This is a genomic window from uncultured Roseicyclus sp., assembly GCF_937892565.1.
GTDB lineage: Bacteria > Pseudomonadota > Alphaproteobacteria > Rhodobacterales > Rhodobacteraceae > Roseicyclus.
Genome location: NZ_CALAHQ010000068.1, coordinates 1 through 16,869 on the forward strand (window position 1 = coordinate 1; position 16,869 = coordinate 16,869).

17 protein-coding genes are annotated in these 16,869 nt (G+C 64.4%); 11 read left to right on the forward strand and 6 right to left on the reverse strand.

Translation table 11 applies throughout. The annotated features are described in order from the left end of the window. Nucleotides 1-124: 124 nt before the first annotated feature. Genes purH through Q0094_RS09535 form a run of 3 tightly spaced genes read right to left on the reverse strand, consistent with a single transcriptional unit; the run spans nt 125 to nt 4,789 of the window. A complete protein-coding gene (gene purH / locus Q0094_RS09525) occupies nt 125-1,708 on the reverse strand; it encodes a bifunctional phosphoribosylaminoimidazolecarboxamide formyltransferase/IMP cyclohydrolase (protein ID WP_297618383.1) in 1,584 nt (527 codons plus the stop codon). Nucleotides 1,709-1,722: 14 nt separating this feature from the next. After that, on the reverse strand, nt 1,723-3,480 hold the full coding sequence (locus Q0094_RS09530) for a heparinase II/III family protein (protein WP_297618386.1): 1,758 nt from the start codon (nt 3,478-3,480) through the stop codon (nt 1,723-1,725). A gap of 58 nt (nt 3,481-3,538) precedes the next feature. Then, nucleotides 3,539-4,789 (reverse strand): transcription antitermination factor NusB, encoded by a 1,251-nt coding sequence (locus tag Q0094_RS09535; protein WP_297618389.1) that lies wholly within the window; start codon nt 4,787-4,789, stop codon nt 3,539-3,541. A gap of 80 nt (nt 4,790-4,869) precedes the next feature. Between Q0094_RS09535 and Q0094_RS09540 the strand changes: the two genes are divergently transcribed. Then, nucleotides 4,870-5,061 (forward strand): DUF1674 domain-containing protein, encoded by a 192-nt coding sequence (locus Q0094_RS09540; protein WP_297618391.1) that lies wholly within the window; start codon nt 4,870-4,872, stop codon nt 5,059-5,061. 46 nt (nt 5,062-5,107) lie between these two features. On the opposite strand, the gene Q0094_RS09545 is transcribed toward Q0094_RS09540, so the two are convergent. Next, on the reverse strand, nt 5,108-5,485 hold the full coding sequence (locus Q0094_RS09545; protein ID WP_297618394.1) for a dihydrodipicolinate reductase: 378 nt from the start codon (nt 5,483-5,485) through the stop codon (nt 5,108-5,110). A gap of 74 nt (nt 5,486-5,559) precedes the next feature. Next, nucleotides 5,560-6,372, reverse strand: a complete 813-nt coding sequence (dapB, locus tag Q0094_RS09550; protein WP_297618397.1) for a 4-hydroxy-tetrahydrodipicolinate reductase — start codon at nt 6,370-6,372, stop codon at nt 5,560-5,562. A 119-nt stretch (nt 6,373-6,491) separates the two neighbouring features. Between dapB and rbfA the strand changes: the two genes are divergently transcribed. From rbfA to Q0094_RS09575, 5 genes are all read left to right on the forward strand, one after another. Beyond that, nucleotides 6,492-6,908: a 30S ribosome-binding factor RbfA gene (rbfA, locus tag Q0094_RS09555; protein ID WP_297618400.1), complete on the forward strand. Its 417-nt coding sequence runs from the start codon at nt 6,492-6,494 to the stop codon at nt 6,906-6,908. Continuing rightward, nucleotides 6,905-7,648 carry a phosphodiester glycosidase family protein gene (locus Q0094_RS09560; protein WP_297618403.1) on the forward strand — a complete coding sequence of 248 codons (744 nt, stop codon included), beginning with the start codon at nt 6,905-6,907 and terminating at the stop codon, nt 7,646-7,648. Before rbfA ends, Q0094_RS09560 begins: the two co-directional genes overlap by 4 nt. A 31-nt stretch (nt 7,649-7,679) precedes the next feature. Beyond that, the gene (gene truB, locus Q0094_RS09565; RefSeq protein WP_297618406.1) at nt 7,680-8,585 is read left to right on the forward strand and encodes a tRNA pseudouridine(55) synthase TruB; all 906 of its coding nucleotides are present in this window, start codon (nt 7,680-7,682) and stop codon (nt 8,583-8,585) included. 63 nt (nt 8,586-8,648) lie between these two features. Next, on the forward strand, nt 8,649-9,158 hold the full coding sequence (locus tag Q0094_RS09570) for a DUF1643 domain-containing protein (protein ID WP_297618409.1): 510 nt from the start codon (nt 8,649-8,651) through the stop codon (nt 9,156-9,158). Between the two features lies 1 nt (nt 9,159). Further along, entirely contained in the window at nt 9,160-10,053 is an 894-nt protein-coding gene (locus Q0094_RS09575) for an alpha/beta hydrolase (RefSeq protein ID WP_297618412.1), read from the forward strand. Nucleotides 10,054-10,063: 10 nt separating this feature from the next. Here the strand turns inward: Q0094_RS09575 and Q0094_RS09580 are convergent, their stop codons facing one another. Continuing rightward, nucleotides 10,064-11,164, reverse strand: a complete 1,101-nt coding sequence (locus Q0094_RS09580; RefSeq protein ID WP_297618415.1) for a calcium-binding protein — start codon at nt 11,162-11,164, stop codon at nt 10,064-10,066. A gap of 410 nt (nt 11,165-11,574) precedes the next feature. Here Q0094_RS09580 and rpsO point away from each other — a divergent pair, with 410 nt between their 5' ends. From rpsO to Q0094_RS09605, 5 genes are all read left to right on the forward strand, one after another. After that, complete coding sequence (gene rpsO, locus Q0094_RS09585; RefSeq protein ID WP_297618418.1) at nt 11,575-11,844, forward strand: 30S ribosomal protein S15; 270 nt, start codon at nt 11,575-11,577, stop codon at nt 11,842-11,844. 263 nt (nt 11,845-12,107) lie between these two features. Further along, entirely contained in the window at nt 12,108-14,246 is a 2,139-nt protein-coding gene (gene pnp / locus Q0094_RS09590; protein WP_297618421.1) for a polyribonucleotide nucleotidyltransferase, read from the forward strand. Between the two features lie 86 nt (nt 14,247-14,332). Continuing rightward, nucleotides 14,333-15,208, forward strand: a complete 876-nt coding sequence (locus tag Q0094_RS09595) for a glycosyltransferase family 2 protein (RefSeq protein WP_297618424.1) — start codon at nt 14,333-14,335, stop codon at nt 15,206-15,208. 62 nt (nt 15,209-15,270) lie between these two features. After that, nucleotides 15,271-15,927: an FkbM family methyltransferase gene (locus tag Q0094_RS09600; protein WP_297618428.1), complete on the forward strand. Its 657-nt coding sequence runs from the start codon at nt 15,271-15,273 to the stop codon at nt 15,925-15,927. Then, nucleotides 15,924-16,733, forward strand: a complete 810-nt coding sequence (locus tag Q0094_RS09605) for a glycosyltransferase family 25 protein (RefSeq protein WP_297618431.1) — start codon at nt 15,924-15,926, stop codon at nt 16,731-16,733. The genes Q0094_RS09600 and Q0094_RS09605 overlap by 4 nt, the downstream gene beginning before the upstream one ends. The last annotated feature ends 136 nt before the right edge of the window (nt 16,734-16,869 follow it).

A 16,869-nucleotide genomic window follows, 5' to 3' on the forward strand; every position in this document is an offset into this window, starting at 1 on the left:
GGGCCTTTGGGTCGAAATAGGTCATCGCGAAACCGATGACCAGCGTGCCCAAGGCCTTTTGAAAGGCCTTGATCACGCGGTTTGAAAACCGCGTGATCAAGGCGCTTGCAAGCGCCTTGCCCGCTCAATGCCGGAAGTGGCGCATGCCGGTCAGGACCATGGCCAGCCCGGCCGCGTCGGCGGCTGCGATCACCTCGTCGTCGCGCATCGATCCGCCGGGCTGGATGATTGCGGTGGCGCCCGCCTCGGCGGCGGCCAGCAGCCCGTCGGCAAAGGGAAAGAACGCATCCGACGCCACGACCGACCCGCGGGCCGGCGTCTGGGGCAGGCCCAGTTCAGCGCCCATGCGCGCGGCTTTCAGCGCGGCAATGGTGGAACTGTCCACGCGGCTCATCTGGCCCGCGCCGATGCCTATGGTGGCGCCATTGCGGGCATAGACGATGGCGTTGGATTTCACATGCTTGGCGACGGTCCACGCAAAACGCAGATCGGCCATCTCGGCGGCTGTGGGTGCCCGTCTGGTCACGACACGCAGGTCGGTTTCGGTCACACGGCCCGTATCCTTGTCCTGCACCAGAAATCCGCCTGCAACCTGTTTGTAGGCCAGGATCGGCATGCGCGGGTCGGGCAAGGCGCCGGTGGTCAACAGGCGCAGGTTCTTCTTGGCCGCAAAGATCGCGCGTGCATCATCATCCGCCCCGGGGGCGATCACGACCTCGGTGAAGATCTTCACGATTTCCTCGGCCGTGGCACCATCGAGCGCCCTGTTCAAGGCCACGATGCCGCCAAAGGCGCTGGTACGGTCACAGTCAAAGGCCTTCTGATAGGCCTCGGTCAGGCTCGCCCCACGCGCCACGCCGCACGGGTTGGCATGCTTGATGATGGCACAGGCGGGCCCATCCCCGGGTGCGAATTCCGCCACCAGTTCAAAGGCAGCATCCGTGTCGTTGATGTTGTTGTAGCTCAGCTCCCTGCCCTGATGCTGCCGGGCGGTGGCCACACCGGGCCGCCCCGTGCCGTCGGTGTAGAAGGCCGCGCCTTGATGCGGGTTCTCGCCATAGCGCATGGTCTGTTTCAGCGTGCCCGCAAAGGCGCGGCGGCGCGGTGCGACATCGCCCTGTGCGCCCGCCATCCAGCTCGAGACGGCCGCGTCATAGGCCGCTGTGCGTGCATAGGCCGTGCGCGCGAGGCGCTGGCGAAAGGCCAGTGTCGTGCCCCCATGTGCGGCCAGTTCGGCCAGCACATCGGCGTAATCCTCCGGATCGACGACGACGCCCACAAAAGCGTGGTTCTTGGCCGCCGCCCGGATCATGGCGGGGCCACCGATGTCGATGTTCTCGATGCAGTCGTCGTAATCCGCCCCCGAGGCAACCGTCGCCTCGAAGGGATAAAGATTGACCACCAACAGATCGATTGCGCCGATCTTGTGGCGGTCCATCGCTGCCAGATGGTCGGGATTGTCGCGCAGCGCCAAAAGCCCGCCATGCACCATCGGGTGCAGCGTCTTGACCCTGCCATCCATCATCTCGGGAAAGCCCGTGATCTCGGCCACATCGCGCACGGCCAGCCCGGCCGCGCGCAGCGCCTTGGCGGTGCCCCCGGTCGACAGCAATTCCACCCCGGTCTTTGCCAGCGCGGTGGCGAATTCGATCAGCCCGGTCTTGTCTGACACGGAAATCAGCGCGCGGCTCAGGGGCAGGGCGGTCATGGGGGATGTCCTTTTCAGTGTTCGTGTCCGAGGCCGCCCGGTGCGGCCAACAGGCCCATGGGTCGGGCCAAGCTCCAGCTTACCGCGCTGCCATATCCGGTCAGCCGCCCGGTGAGAACGATTTGTTTTGTCGCGCGCGGGCGTGGCTGCGTGCTGTCCAGGTAGACCGACGGCTCCAGCGTCAGCACCGCGTCGCCTGCATGGCGAAACACCCATGTCTCCCGGCTGGGAAGCGTGATCGACACCGCCGTGCCGCCCATGTCGATCCGGGCCACAGCATCGGGATGCACATGGAACCGCACCGCATAGACCAGACCCTGTTCGCGGGGCAGCCGCGCCAGAACCCGATCAAGCGTTGCGCGGTCGGCTTCGGTCATGGCGGCCAGCCCATCTTCGCCGCGCAAAAGCGTACCGTCATGATCCAGTTGCAGGGATCGCAGATGCACCAGACCATGGGTCGCCCGCCAGCCATCATGGCTGAGCGCAAGGCCTTCGGCGGTCTTCATCTCGGAGTGCTGCACCTCGACGGTGCTGGGCCCCGTGACGAATTCCTGCGGTGCGGTGTCGGCGTGGCTGGCCCTGCGCGCCAGCCGCGCGCTTGCATAGCCCATCAGCGCCAGGGTGGAATGGTTGGCCGTCGCCCGCCCCGCCCGCCGCCATTGCGGGCCAAAGCGGCGCCCCGATCCGGCGGAGACGATGACCGGCTCTTTGCCCGCGACCAGCTCGAAGGCAAGGCTCGAGGCATGGGCATCGCAACTGCCCTGCCCCAAAAGCGGTGGCGCGGCATCCACGATCAGCGACACCTGCCCCCCGCCCAAGCGCGCATAGCCCATTGCCAGCCCCCTGATGCGCGCCGGCCGGAGGTTCGCGCGCGCCAGCGCCGTCTCCAGCAGCCCCGGCGCGCCCCGGCCCCCGCCTTGCATGCGTGCCAGCGTGCCATCGGCATGGCGCAGGCTGCGCAGCGTGGGCGCGATGCGCGCAATCGCCGTGTCGATCGCCGGATCGGCGGGTTTTCCCGCCTGGCGCAAGCAGGCCGCGATCCGCGTCAACAGATCAAACACCGCAAGCAGGTGCTCGGGGGTGCGGGTGATGATCCCGCCCGCGGCGTCGATATCTTGCGCGCATTCCTGTGCAAGCGCCGTCAGCGCGGGCCTGAGGGTGCTTTCCATTCCGCTCAGCGCACAGGCCGATGTGACAAGGCTCGCCAAGGCCAGAAATCGGGCCGGTCCGCGCGGTGCCTGGCGCCAGCGCCCCTGCAAAAAGCCAGCCTGTCGGGACAGTGCGCTGAACAGGCGGGTTCGGTCCTGTGGCGCCAGCCCGGGCAGAACAAAGCCCGCATGCGCTATCAGCTGCATCTGTCGCGGCCCGACCAGATCGACGCGCCAGCCCGGCCCGGACCCACGCCGATGGCGTGCCAACCAGCCAGAAAGCCAGGCTTGCGCGGTGGCGCGCCCCGCGTCCGATGGTACGGCGGCCAGATCGTCGAGCCAATCAAACCGATGCAGAGCGTCCTGAAACCCTGAGGTCGGCGGGATGATGCCCCATGGATCGGCGTCATCCATCACAAGGCGCTGGCCGTCCAACAAAAGATCGCCCGCCATGAGCTGTCGGCCCCGTGGTTCGGACCCGGGGGCTGCGGGCACAAGTTGCCAGACAAATCCGGTGATGTGCGGCCCAAACGCGCCCGCCCGCCATGCCGCCCAGCGATCGGCCAGCGTCACGCGGCCGATCGGCAGCGGCGGGGCGGGGGCGATATCGGGGCGGTCGGTCATCGGTTCGCGCTTGTGCTCCATCTGTCGGGCCACACGATAGGGAGGCGTTGATGTGCTGTCACGGTCGGGTGAGAACGGCCATGTAGAACCCATCGATGCCGCCCAGACCGGGCCAGAAATCCGGCCTGAGCCGCAGCCCGCCCTCGGGGCTTTGCCAAGCGTCATCGCCGCCCAAGGCGCGGGCATCGGCGGCAATGACCTTTAGCCCTTCGTGCCGCTTGAGGGCGGCGGTCACCTGATGCTCGCCTTCGACCGGCAAGAGCGAACAGGTGCAAAATACCATCCGCCCGCCGGGTGCCAAAAGCCCCAGCGCATGATCGATCAGCTGCATCTGAAGCCGGGTCAGCGGTTCCACCTCGGTCCAGGATTTCGCATGCGGCAGGTCAGGATGGCGCCGGATCGTACCCGACGCGGTGCAGGGCGCATCGAGCAAGATCGCGTCATAAGTGCCGCCCTGATGGTCAAAGGCATCGCCCACAATCAGATCGGCGGCAAGCCCGGTGCGCGTCAGGTTCTGGGCCACCCGCCCCATGCGCGCGGCCGAGATGTCGAGCGCTGTCACCCTTGCCCCGGCTGCGGCCAGTTGCATGGTCTTGCCACCGGGTGCGGCGCACAGATCCAGAACGCGCGCGCCCGCCACATCGCCCAAAAGCCGCACGGGCAGGGCGGCGGCGGCATCTTGCACCCAGAAATCACCCGTTTCATAGCCGGGCAGGGCGCTGATCTGTGTGCCCGGTGCCATCCGCAGGCTGCCCGTGGGCAACCTGACCGCGTCGGGCAGGGTCAAGCTGACGCCCGGTCTTGGCGTCAGATCGATGGGCGGCAGCGGCAGATGTGCGGCTTCGATCGCGCGCAGCACCTCAGCCCCCCAGCGTTTCTTGACCGGCCCACCGATCCAGCCGGGCAGGCGTTGGGGGGGCGCTGTGCCAAAGCGATCCGCCCCCTCGAGCGCAACCTTGCGCAGCACGGCATTGATCATGCCTGCCATGCGCTGGGTCGGTTTTTGGCGTTTGGCGATGGTCACCGCGCTGTCGACGACGCCATGGGCGTCTTCGCCCAGCACCAGCAATTCGCACGCCCCGAGCCGCAAGATCGCCAGCGCCGCGGGGGGCGGTTTGCGGTCGAGATAGGGGGCGATGCAGGCGTCAAGCGGGTCCAGATGGCGCAGCGTCAGCGATGCCAAACGCGCTGCGCGCGCCTGATCTGCGGCCAAAAGCCGTGCGTCGGGCGCCATATGCGCCAGCATCCGCCGGTCGCGCAGCACCCCATCCAATGCGCGCAGCGCCGCCTGTCGTGCCTCAAGCCCCATGCGTCTTGCCCTTGTTCCAGAGGCTCAGGGGCGTATATCACCCGTCAGCTGACGACAAGAATGTCCTTGGGATTGTGATGATGGCCGACGATACCCCACTGCATGACACCGCCCATCTGCCGCCCGCAGCCCAGCGCGCCCTGGCCGAGGCCGAAGCGCGGCGCAAAGCCGCCAAGGCGCTGGCGCTTCCGCCTGAGCTGGGCGGTCGCGACGGGCCGGAGCCGGTGCGCTATGGCGATTGGGAGAAAAAGGGGATCGCGGTCGATTTCTGAGACAAGCGGTTCTGTGCCCGAGGGCGCACCATCGTTGCAGCGGCCGCTATTCCAGCCGCAAATCCGCAAACATCCCCGTGCCTTGATCCGAGGTGAAGCGCAACGTGTCGCCGTTTTGCTGCACCAGCTGGCAGTTATAGCCAAGGTAGGTTTCGTTCCAGAACAGGTCGCGGCAGAAATACCCGCCCTCCCAGCGCCATTCGCCGCGCACCGGCGCCCCAAAGGCGCGGCCCGCAATCTCGCCTTGGGGGGACACGGTCAGCGCAATCCCAAAGCGGCGCAATTCGCGGCCTTCGATCAGCGACACGAATCGCGCGCCATCATCGACGACGCGAAAGCCTTCGGCGCGGGCCTGGGCTGTCTGAAGCAGTCCAGCGATCACAATGCCGATCACCATTGGCGCCACAAGAATTCTGCGGGTCATGAAACACGCTCCGGTCCAAGCTCATTACGGGTCGAGTTAGCGAAAGAAGCCGTGAAATCAAGCGATCGGCGGTTTCACGCCAACCCCAGAACATCCAGCATCGCATAATGCCCCGGCGCTTGTCCCTGACCCCACAGCGCCGCCCTGAGCGCGCCGCGCGCAAAGATGCCCCGGTCGGTCGCCACATGGCGCAAAACGATCCGCTCGCCCGCGCCCGCAAAGATCACGTCATGCTCGCCCACGATGTCGCCGCCGCGCAGCGCGGCAAAGCCGATATCGCCACGCTTGCGTTCGCCGGTCATGCCGTCGCGGCCCCGATCCGACACATCCGCCAGATCGACACCCCGCCCGCGCGCCACCGCCTCGCCCAGCATCAGGGCGGTGCCGGATGGAGCATCGACCTTGTGGCGGTGATGGGCCTCGATGATTTCCACATCGAAATCGGCGTCGAGCGCTTGCGCGACCTGTTGCGCCAGCCGCGTCAAGAGATTGACCCCAAGGCTCATGTTGCCTGCGCGCACGATGACCGCGTGACGCGCGGCCGCATCAAGGGCCGCGATATCGCTGTCGGACAACCCTGTAGTCCCGATGACATGCACGCAGCGCGCCTGTGCGGTCAGCTGCGCATGGGCCAGCGTGGCGGCGGGCGTGGTGAAATCGATCACCGCCTGCGCCGTGACGATCACCTCGAGCGGGTCATCGGCCACCCGGACACCGGTGGGGGCCTTGCCCATCGCCTCGCCCAGATCGCGACCGATCCACGCATGGCCGGGCCGTTCGGTCACACCCGCCAGATGCGCCTTGTCCGAGGCCATGATCGTGTCGATCAGCATCTGCCCCATGCGCCCCGAGGCGCCCATCACCGCGATTCCGACCGTGTCGGCCATGCCCAATTCCTCCGTCTGTTGGGGGGTGTGATAGCGGATGCCCAAGGTTTGGCAAAGCGGTCGCTTGCGACACCGCCCGCCATCCCATAAGTGCTCAGAACAACAGCACAGGCGAGAGCATGGCAAAGAACCGGCATTCCGAGGGCGCAGGCCCGTCGCAGCGGCAGCTTCGCGTGGGCGAATTGATCCGGCGTACCCTGTCTTCGGTGCTTGCGCGCGGCGATGTGCATGACCCCGAACTCAACGCCCTGTCGATCACCGTGGGCGAGGTGCGCACATCGCCCGATCTCAAGATCGCCACCGTCTATGTCATGCCCCTGGGCGGGGCCGGGCGCGAGGCCGCGATCAAGGCGCTGAGCCGCAACCGTGGCGAATTGCGCCGCGCGGTGATGCAGGAGATGACGCTGAAATATGCCCCCGATCTGCGGTTCGTGATCGATGAGACCTTTGACCGGATGGATGAGACCCGCGCCCTGTTCGACCGCGCAGATGTCCGCCGCGACATCGAGGGGGGTGAGGCGGAGGATCAGGAATGATCCGCGCGCTCGCCATCGCCGCCGCGCTTTCGGTCGGCCCCGCCGCGGCCATCGCCTGTGAGCAGGTGGTTTTCGACGGTCTGCCCTTCACCACCTGCCGCGTCGATCTGGCCGAGACGGACCTGCGGCTGTTCCTGCGCGACGATAGCGGCGCGGTCTATGGCAGCTTTGGCCGCGTCGATCAGGCGCTGGGCCCGGCCAAGCGGCTGGGCGTGGCGATGAATGCGGGCATGTTTCACGAAGATCGTGCGCCGGTCGGTCTCTATGTCGAGGATGGGGTGCAAGAGATGCGCGTCATCACCGCAGAGGGGCCGGGCAATTTCGGGCTTTTGCCCAATGGCGTGCTGTGCCTGAGCGCGCAGCGCGCGCAGATCATCGAAAGCCGTGCCTTTGCCGCGGCCCCGCCGCCGTGCCGCTATGCCACGCAATCGGGGCCGATGCTGGTGATCGACGGCGCGCTGCATCCGCGCTTCATCGATGGTGGTGACAGCCGCAACATCCGCAATGGCGCGGGTGTGGCGGCGGATGGCCAAACCCTGCATCTGGTGATTTCGGATGTGCCGGTGAATTTCCATCAATTCGCGCGTTTCTTTCGCGACCATCTGGGGGTGCCGCAGGCGCTGTATTTCGACGGGCGTGTGTCGCGGCTGTTTGCGCCGTCGATCGGACGGATGGATATCGGGCTGCCGGTCGGGCCGATCATCGGCACGGTGGTTGACGCCAGCCCCTCGGGCGGGTAGGCGGCCGTTTTCGCAACCACAGGAGCGGATCATGGGCCGGGGTCGCAAGGGGCGTGAGGTGTCCGGCTGGCTTTTGGTCGACAAGCCCGCTGGCATCACATCAAGCGCGGTTGTCAACAAGGTCCGCTGGGCGTTCGAGGCGAAAAAGGCCGGCCATGCGGGAACGCTCGATCCCGATGCCACCGGCATGCTGCCCATTGCCTTGGGCGAGGCGACCAAGACCATCCCCTATCTGGGCGAGGCCCTGAAGGGTTATGATTTCACCCTGCGTTGGGGCGCGGCCACCACCACCGATGATGCCCAAGGTGCGGTGATCGCCACATCGGACATGAGGCCAGATGCCGACCAGATCCGCGCCGCCTTGCCGCGGTTCGTGGGTGACATCCTGCAGGTTCCGCCGCAGTTTTCAGCCGTCAAGGTCGATGGCGAACGCGCCTATGACATCGCGCGCGGCGGCGAGACCATGGATCTGGCCGCGCGCGATCTGCATGTCGATGCGCTGGAACTGGTGGCCATGCCCGATGCCGATCACGCCGATCTGCATTTCGTCTGTGGCTCGGGCGGCTATGTGCGGTCGATCGCGCGCGATCTGGGTCAGGTGCTGGGCTGTCTGGGCCATGTGCTGCGGCTGCGCCGGACATGGGTGGGGCCCTTTGACATCGAGGATGCGGTGCCGCTGAGCCAGATCGAGGCCTTGGCGCGCACGCCCCAGATCGACGCGCTCTTGCATCCCGTCGCGCTCGCCTTGGGTGATCTGCCCGAATTGCGCGCCACCGACGCCGGGGCGGTTCGGTTGAAAAATGGCAATCCGGGCCATGTGCTGCCCGGCACGGCAGAGTATGGTGATCTGGTCTGGGTGTCGCACGCGGGCCAGCCCTTGGCGGTCGGGCGCCTGCGCGGGGCCGAGGTGCATCCTGATCGGGTCTTCAACCTGTGAGCGGCGCGGCTTGATGGTGGCTTTGGCATTTGCCTTGGGCCGGGATGGCGGCATAACGGGGCCATGATCACGCGCCACCACCAAAAGGCCGACGCCGCATCGGTCGCGGAATATTCCCCCTGCGACCGGTATCGCTACACGCTGACGCGGGTGTGGGCGCCCGGCGGGGGGCGTGTGGTGTTCGTGATGCTGAACCCCTCTACCGCGACCGAGGTTCAGAACGATCCCACCGTCGAGCGATGCGAACGCCGCGCCCGCGCCCTGGGTTTCGGGGCGTTTCGGGTTCTCAACATCTTTGCGTTTCGCGCCACCGACCCGCGGGAGATGCGCCGCGCGCCCGACCCGATCGGACCCGGCAATGACGCCGCGATCCGGGCCGCCTTGCCATGGGCTGATCGGGTGATCTGTGCATGGGGTGCGCATGGCACGCATCTGGGCCGTGGCCCCACGGTCGAGGCGATGCTGCGCGCGGCGGGTTGCCCGCTTTTTCATCTGGGCTTGAGCAAGGATGGGCACCCAAGGCATCCGCTCTACATCGGCTATGATGTGCAACCGCAGCTTTGGGAGAGGTGACATGTCGGGGATCGAGGGGTTCACCCGGTCGCGTGTGGTGACGAACGGCGTCACCCTGTCGGTGCATCGCGGGGGGGCGGGGCCCGCGCTGATCTTGCTGCATGGCTATCCACAGACCCATATGGCGTGGCATCGCGTGGCCCCGGGCCTCGCGCGCCATTTCGACGTGATCATCCCCGATCTGCGCGGCTATGGCGACAGCGACGCGCCGCCCGACGATGCCGCGCACACCGCCTATTCCAAGCGCGAGATGGCGCGCGACATCACCGGCTTGATGGATGGCCTGGGCATCGCGCGGGCGCATGTGCTGGGCCATGATCGTGGCGCGCGCGTGGCCTATCGGATGGCGCTGGATCATCCCCACCGGGTCGACCGATTGGGCATCGTCGAGGTGGTGCCCACGGCCGAATTCTGGCGCGCATGGAGTGCGGAACTGGCGCTCAGGGCCTATCACTGGACCTTTCTGGCGCAGCCCGCGCCCTTGCCTGAAACGCTGATCTGTGCCGATGGCCCCGCCTATATCGCCCAAACGCTGGCCAGCTGGTCACGGCTGGGGGATTTGTCGGCCTTTGCGCCCGAGGCGCTGGAAACCTATCTGCGTCAGGCGGCGGATCCCGCCCGGGTTGCGGCGATGTGTGCCGATTATCGCGCGGGCGCGGGCATCGACCGGCAGTTGGACGAGGCGGATCTGGCCGCAGGCCATCGCATCGCCGCGCCCTTGCATTTCATCTGGGCCGAGCGCGGCTTTCCGGCCCGCACGGGCGATCCGCTGGGCATCTGGCGCCGCTGGGCCGTGCAGGTGACGGGCGCACAGATTCCCGGCTGTGGCCATTTCGCGATGGAAGAAGCGCCCGAGGCGGTTCTGGCCGAGATGCTGCCGCATTTCATCGCCTGAGAACGCTGCGTCAGGCAGGTTCGCTGATCGGATCGGTCTGCACCAGCCGCAATTCGATCGCAGAGGGGTCAAGCCCCTGTGCGCCCGACACGGTCAAGATCACGGCCCCGTTGAACAGGATCTCGGCGCCCGTGCCATCGGCAAAATCCACGACGCTGACGATGGGGTCGGGCGTCATGTCGGGATTGTACAGCAATTCGATCACGTCTTGCGTCGGGTCAAAATCGGTGATGTGGCCGGCCACCGATGTATGTTCGATGAAGCCGCCAGACACGAAGGTATCGTGCCCTGCGCCGCCGATGGCCACGTCGCCCGCGCCAAGCAAGATCGTGTCATCGCCATCGCCGCCATCCAAAAGGTCAGCTTGATCTTCGTCTTGCGTGGCAAAAATCGACGCGCCCGAGGTAAAGGTGCCATCCAGCCGATCATGGCCGCCCCCGCCCATCAGCGTATCGGCGCCAAAGCCGCCTTGCAGGTAATCATCCCCGTCGCCGCCGGCCAGAATATCGTCCCCATCCTCGCCAAACATCATATCACCTTCGCTGCCGCCATACAGGCTGTCATGGCCATCCCCGCCAACAAGAAAATCGGTGCCCGAGCCGCCAAGGAGCGTGTCGTTGCCATCATCGCCGTAAATCTCGTCTGCACCGCCCAGACCGCTGAGCAGGTCATCACCCTCGTTTCCGAAAATTGCGTCCGTTTCTGCGCCGCCTTCGATGCTGTCGGCATCCGGCCCGCCTGTGACCGCGTCATCGCCCACACCGCCCAAGACGGCTTGCATTTCGCTGCGTGCGCGCAGCACATCATCGCTTGTGCCGCCGTCACCCAGATCATCGCCCCAAAAGCCGATGCCGCTGTCAGCGACAGGCCCGTCGGTCAACGTGCCCAAGCCTGTCGCTTCCTCATCCGTGAGGGGATCGTCATCATCGGCATCGAACAGACCGTCGCCGAGCGACAGCGTGTTGTCAGGCGTGGCCGCGCCTGTATCGGGATCGGTCCCTTCGCCCAAGCCATCGCTGTCGGCGGTCATGTCATCACTGCCGTCGATCAGCAGGGCGCCAAGCCCAAAGCCCACCGCCATCAAAATCAAAAGCCCACCAGCCGCCAGCATCGTCTATACCTCATTACTCATACACATCGTCACATTGTGGCGTCTGTGGCGCCCTCGGCCGTCTTGCGACGTGGTTTTCGTGACCGGGCCGAAGGTCGGGGGCCTGCGCCTGCGATGAACGATTCGCGCCCGGATCAGCCCCAAGATGTCCATGCCGTCTTGCGCAAAGCTGAAGCGCCGGGAATGTGTTGTTGACAAGACATATCGAATTTGCGGCGAATTGCGGGCTTTCGGCGCCGAATTTCAGGACTGTTGGCAAGGATCGCGTGCGATTGGCATCACAGCCCCCTTCCCAAATCCGTCCGGGCGGCCTATAGCCCGCCATCCGCGCCGTGTTGGTGCGTGATCCCTCCACGGGCCTTGCTGGACGACATCCCGGCTTGCGCCATCACCCTGAAAAGGAGACCCCGATGTCGATCACTGTCGAAGAAAAGCAGCGCCTGATGACCGAATTCGCCACCAAAGAAGGCGACACCGGTTCGCCCGAGGTGCAGGTTGCGATCCTGACCAGCCGCATCGCCACCCTGACCGAGCATTTCAAGACCCACAAGAAGGACAACCATTCGCGTCGTGGTCTTCTGATGATGGTCGCCCAGCGTCGCAAGCTTCTGGATTACGTCAAGGCCAAGGACGAACCCCGCTACACCGCGCTGATCGCGCGTCTGGGCATCCGCCGCTGAGGCGATCGTCCAAAAGCCGCTGATGATCGGCCCGTGCAGCCAAAGCTGCACGGGTTTTTTCATGTGGCGCCACGGCGCTTGCAAAGCTTACGCGCCGTCAAATTGCTTTCCAACCGCACCGAAACACGGTATGGCGCGCGCATCTGAGACGTGATGCTCTGACCCCGGCGCATGGGATGATGAAGGGGTCGGCGGCAATGGGGCCGCCATATGGATGGGAGACCCGGCAGGGGCCGGGAGTGCTCCCCTTTAGGGAACGATAGATGTTCAATATCACCAAGAAAGACATCCAGTGGGGCGAAGAGACGCTGACACTGGAAACCGGCCGTGTGGCCCGTCAGGCCGACGGCTCGGTCATCGCCACCTATGGCGAAACCTCGGTCATGGCCAATGTGACATTTGCCAAGTCCGCAAAGCCCGGACAGGATTTCTTTCCCCTGACGGTTCACTATCAGGAAAAATACTATGCGGCCGGCAAGGTGCCCGGCGGCTTTTTCAAGCGCGAGGCGCGCCCGACCGAAAAGGAAACGCTCACCGCGCGCCTGATCGACCGGCCGATCCGCCCGCTGTTTGTTCCGGGCTTCCGCAACGAAGTACTGGTGATGTGCACCGTGCTGAGCCACGATCTGGTCAATGATCCCGATGTCGTGGCGATGATCGCGGCAAGTGCGGCGCTGACCATTTCGGGCGTGCCCTTCATGGGGCCGATCGCGGGCTGCCGCGTGGGCTTTGTCGATGGCGAATATGTTCTGAACCCGACCGTCGACGACATGCAGGACCTGCGCAACAATCCCGAGCAGCGGCTTGATCTGGTTGTCGCGGGCACCAAGGACGCGGTCATGATGGTCGAGTCCGAGGCCTATGAGCTGACCGAAGCCGAAATGCTGGGCGCGGTCAATTTCGCCCATCAGCAGATCCAGCCGGTGATCGATCTGATCGTGGCCTTTGCCGAAGAATCCGCCAAGGAGCCCCTCGATTTCACCCCGCCCGATTATTCGGCGCTTTATGAGGTGGTCAAAGCCGCAGGCGAAGCCGACATGCGCGCGGCCTATGCGATCTTGGACAAGCAAGAGCGTGTGGCGGCCGTCTCGGCGGCGAAATCGGCCATCAAGGCAACGCTCACCGAAGAGCAGCTTGCCGATTCCAACCTCGACAGCGCGCTCAAGCAGCTTGAATCGACGGTGATGCGTTCGGATGTCGTCAAGCATGGCCGCCGGATCGACGGTCGTGCGCTGGGTGCGGTGCGCGCGATCGACTGCCAGACCAGCGTTCTGCCGCGCACGCATGGATCGGCGCTGTTCACCCGTGGCGAGACGCAGGGTCTGGTCGTCACCACGCTGGGCACGGGCGATGACGAACAGTTCATCGATGCGCTGCATGGCAATTTCAAATCCAACTTCCTGCTGCACTACAACTTCCCCCCCTATTCGGTGGGCGAAGTGGGCCGGATCGGGTCGCCCGGCCGCCGTGAGATCGGCCATGGCAAGCTGGCATGGCGCGCGCTGCAGGCGGTTCTGCCTGCCTCGACCGATTTCCCCTACACGATCCGCGTCGTGTCCGAGATCACGGAATCGAACGGCTCTTCCTCCATGGCTTCGGTCTGTGGCGGGTCGCTGTCGATGATGGATGCGGGCGTGCCGCTCAAGGCGCCCGTGGCCGGTGTGGCCATGGGTCTGGTGCTGGAGGATGATGGGTCCTACGGCATCCTGACCGATATCCTTGGCGACGAGGATCATCTTGGCGACATGGATTTCAAGGTCGCAGGCACCGAGGCCGGGATCACGTCCCTGCAGATGGACATCAAGGTTGCGGGCATCACGCCCGAGATCATGGAAAAGGCGCTGGAACAGGCCAAGGCAGGGCGTCTGCACATTCTGGGCGAAATGGCCAAGGCCATGACCGCGCCCGGCGAATTCTCGATCCACGCACCGCGGATCGAGACGATGCAGATCCCGACCGACAAGATCCGCGAAGTGATCGGCTCGGGCGGCAAGGTGATCCGCGAGATCGTCGAACTGTCGGGTGCCAAGGTCGACATCAATGATGATGGCGTCATCAAGATCGCCAGCCCCAATGCCGACTCGATCCAGAAAGCTTACGACATGATCTATTCGATCGTGGCCGAGCCCGAGATCGGCGGCGTCTACAAGGGCAAGGTCGTCAAGATCGTCGATTTCGGCGCCTTCGTGAACTTTTTCGGCAAGCGCGATGGTCTGGTCCATGTGTCCCAGATCGAAAGCCGCCGTTTGAACCATCCGTCCGATGTGCTCAAGGAAGGTCAGGAAGTCTGGGTCAAGCTGTTGGGCTTCGACGATCGCGGCAAGGTGCGGCTCGCGATGAAGATGGTCGATCAGGCCACCGGCAAGGAACTGGAAAAACAGCCCGAGGAATCGGCGGAGTGACCTCGGACTGAAAATCTAAGCCTGTCCTGGCCCGGGACATACACCGGGCCAGGAAGTTTGTTTCTGTGATGTGAAGTAGCGGTGTAATGAGTTCTTGTGCATCTCGTGTCGGAATCGTGACGGTCTGTTATCATAGTATGGCGGTGTTGCCTGACATGCTGGCATCTATCCCCTGTGGCGTGCAGGTCGTTCTTGTGAGTAACGCGGGCGAGGGGGCCGACAGCCCGCTCGCCGATCTTGCGCGGTCCCGTAACGCCGCGCTGATCATCAATGACCATAACATGGGCTTCGGCGTCGCCTGCAATCAGGGGGCCGCGATGCTTGATGCGGAATTCCTCCTGTTTCTCAACCCCGACACGGCCCTTGCCCACGGTGCGCTAGATGCATTGGTGAAAGCGGCCGATCGCCACCCAGACGCAGTGGCGTTCAACCCGCGTATCGCGTCACCCTCGGGCGCGCCCTTGTTCAAGCGAAACAGCCACCTCTTTGCAAGGTCGCAAAAGATGCCGCGCGGCTGGCCTGCCGCCGACGCCGAGGTAACCGTATTGTCAGGTGCGGCATTTTTCGTCCGGCGTGAAGGCTTTGAAAAGCTGCAGGGATTTGACCCCGCAATCTTTCTGTATCACGAGGATGACGACCTGTCGCTGAGGCTTCGGAACTCAATCGGCAAGCTCATGTTTGTCCGCGATGCTCTGGTCACCCACCTGGAAGGGCGATCCTCCGAAAGGACGCCAGAAATTGCCGCGCTCAAGGCTTGGCATATGGGCCGGTCGCGCGTCTATGCCACCCGAAAACATGATCGCCCCTATCCATTCGCGCGGGCCTTGTCGGCGGCGATACGCCAAAGCCTTTCGTTGCAGGTCCTGTTGAGCAAGCGCAAGCGCGCGAAAGCCGTTGCGTATTTTCGGGGTGTTGTCAGTGCGTGGAAAGATGGCGGCGGCGGGCAGCCGGCGCCGCAATGACACGGTGGAACAAAAGATTGTGGCTTCTGGCGCGGCGGCTCTTCAAGGGCGACCGCTTCAGTGTGCATGGCGTCGAGATCATCGTGCCGGGTACCATCGATCCTGAAATCCGGTATCGTCTGGCGCGCCAGCGCCGTTATGAAGAGCCAGAGGCGCGCTTTATCGGGAAGTATCTTCGGCCAGACGTGCATGTGGTCGAACTCGGCGGCTCCATCGGCGTCATGTCAGCGCTGATCCGAAAGCGCATCGGTCGGACATCAAGACATGTCATTGTCGAAGCCAATCCGGTTCTTGCCAAGGTATGCGAGCGCAACGCCAACCTGGGTGCCGACCCCGGCAGCGTCTGTGTCGTGGTGGCTGCCATTGACTATTCCGGCAAGCCCGAGGTGTATTTCGACCCTGGCCACAACGCCCATACCGGACACGTCGCGGCCAGCGGCATCTGTGTGTCCACGACGACGCTGGCGCATGTCGTCGCCGGCTTGCCCGATGGGCCGCGGGTTCTTGTCTGCGATATTGAGGGCGCCGAATTGGACCTTGTGGCAGCGGAGGCGCACAATCTTTGGCAGTTTGAAACCATCATCCTCGAAACCCATCCCCAAAGGTATGCCCAGGGCCACAAAAGTCTTGAGGATCTGGTTCTCATGCTGAAAAATCAAAGCTTCGTTCCGGAAGATATCGCGGATGACGTCATTGTCTTCACAAGGCGTGTCGCGTGAGGATCCCGTGTTACTTCATCAATCTCAGCTCTGCGGCCGCTCGTGCAGACCACATGGAGAAAGAGGCGCAGCGGCTCGGCCTGACGTTGCAACGCGTCGAGGCGATCGATGGGCGATTGCTGTCCGAAGAAGAGATAGACCTGCTTCACAGGCCCGCCGCTGGCATGCACCGGATGTCAGGGCCAGAAGTCGCGTGCTTCCTGAGCCACAGGGAGGCCTGGCGCCAGATCGTCAACGCAAACATGCGCTTCGGCGCGGTTTTCGAAGATGATCTGACCTTCGCATTGGATGCTCGAACCCTTCTGAATGACGATCAATGGCTGCCGGCCGATGCTGATATTCTCAAGATTGAAACGACGTCGCGCCGCGCTTTGCTGTTGCCTCCCTTTTGCGATGTGCCAGGTGGGCGAAGTGCTGGAATCCTGGCATCGGCGCATCTCGGGGCAGGCGGATATATCCTGTCAAGAACGATGGCTGCGCGCTTGTTCGAGCAAACCAAGACCTTCGGCGTTCCAGTCGATTATCTGCTTTTCGTTCCAGACCGGATGATTTTCCCCGAGGTGCCCAGATGGCAGTTGTTTCCCGCCATTTGCGTCCAGCAGGTCCGTAGCGGAAAGAAGTTCCTACCGCAGGGAGCAGAAACATCTGGGCTTGATGCCGCGCGCCAGATCCTGAAGAGAAGTGGTTGGGCCAAGATGCGTCGCGAGCTTGAGCGCCCATTTGTTGCACTGCTTGCGTCGCTTCGTGCCAGGTACACCGCCATCAGATCCGGTGGAAAGTGGCTGTTCATCAAATACCGCGCATAAATCGTTAAAGACGGCGCCGCCGAAAACAGTGAGTGCCCCCGGAGGTGATCCGGAGGCGCCATTGATCTTCAGCCTTGGCTTAGCCAAGCAGCGCGTTGTCGTCCCGCTTGATCGCCACGATGGCCGAGCGGGGCAA